Here is a 905-nt window from a genome sequence, read left to right on the forward strand (position 1 = left end):
AAATTTTCTAATAGCCGTTTAATGGCCGAAGCCATCCAGGTTTCAGGTTCACAGCTCGCGACGATGGCGCTTAAACGTGTGGATGTACATGATCAGCAAGATGACATTTTGCAGCCTCTGATTCACGCCGGTGTGAATATGCTACCGAACTCCTCTGGCGCAAAAAATGCCAAAGATGCTGTTTTTGCTGCGCAGCTTGCTCGCGAAGCGTTGGGCACAAATTGGGTCAAACTGGAGATCCATCCCGACCCAAAATACTTAATGCCTGATCCGATAGAAACCTTAGCCGCTGCCGAGCAGCTCGTGCGAGATGGCTTTATTGTGTTGCCATATTGCCATGCTGATCCGGTATTATGTAAACGGCTGGAAGAAGTTGGCTGTGCTGCGGTGATGCCATTGGGTGCGCCGATTGGTTCGAACAAAGGTATCGCTTCGCACGATTTTCTAGAAATCATTATTGACCAAGCGAACGTGCCTGTTGTTGTGGATGCGGGAATTGGTGCGCCTTCACATGCGGCAAGAGCGATGGAAATGGGCGCGGATGCCGTGTTGGTCAATACGGCCATCGCTGCCGCAAGTAATCCCGTTGCGATGGCGAAAGCGTTCAAGATGGCAGTCGAGTCAGGTCGTATGGCTTATGAAGCTGGGCTTGCAGGGAAAGTTTCTCATGCCGTTGCTTCGAGTCCGCTAACGGCTTTTCTCGATGAACTGTAGAAGTGAGGGATCAAGATGAGCTTTTATGATCGCTTTCAGCAGCTCGATTGGGATGACATCTCCATGTCGATTTATGCCAAAACGGCGCAGGATGTGGAAAGGGCGCTAGCAAAACCCAAACGAGATTTGGAAGATTTTAAAGCGTTGATTTCTCCTGCAGCTGAACCGTACTTAGAGCAGATGGCAAAGCT

The 905-nt window shown here is 49.9% G+C and carries 1 protein-coding gene and 1 pseudogene; both read left to right on the forward strand.

Going from position 1 to position 905, the window contains the following annotated elements; genetic code table 11:
• Window positions 1–714: thiazole synthase (locus R7E78_RS25155; RefSeq protein WP_318058477.1), on the forward strand; the 714-nt coding region annotated here is incomplete at its 5' end.
• A 15-nt stretch (window positions 715–729) separates the two neighbouring features.
• Window positions 730–905, forward strand: a pseudogene (gene thiH / locus R7E78_RS25160) (2-iminoacetate synthase ThiH); the annotation flags it as partial.

Source organism: Vibrio sp. YT-19(2023) (genome assembly GCF_033337395.1).